Here is a 239-nt window from a genome sequence, read left to right as displayed (position 1 = left end):
GAGCAGCGCGCCCTCCTCGGCACGGTCCTTGCGCAGCACCGGCACCGACACGACGTCCTGACCGCCGTCCAGCACCCGCGCGGCCATCCCGGTCAGGACACCGTCGGGGCCCAGTTCCAGGAACGCGTTCACACCGGCCCCGGCCAGCGCCCGCACACCATCGGCGAACCGCACGGTGGCGCGGACGTGGCGCACCCAGTAGTCGGCCGAGCACAGCAGGCCGGGGCCGGCGATCCCAC

At 74.9% G+C, this 239-nt stretch carries 1 protein-coding gene; it reads right to left on the bottom strand.

Annotated elements, in window-relative coordinates; translation table 11 throughout:
• Positions 1-239 (bottom strand): hypothetical protein (locus tag ADK41_RS15375; RefSeq protein WP_037805384.1); only part of this gene is annotated, 239 nt, incomplete at both ends.

The organism is Streptomyces caelestis, from assembly GCF_001279005.1.
In the GTDB taxonomy this organism is placed as follows: Bacteria; Actinomycetota; Actinomycetes; order Streptomycetales; family Streptomycetaceae; genus Streptomyces; species Streptomyces heliomycini.
This window is presented reverse-complemented; position numbering and strand designations above follow the sequence as displayed.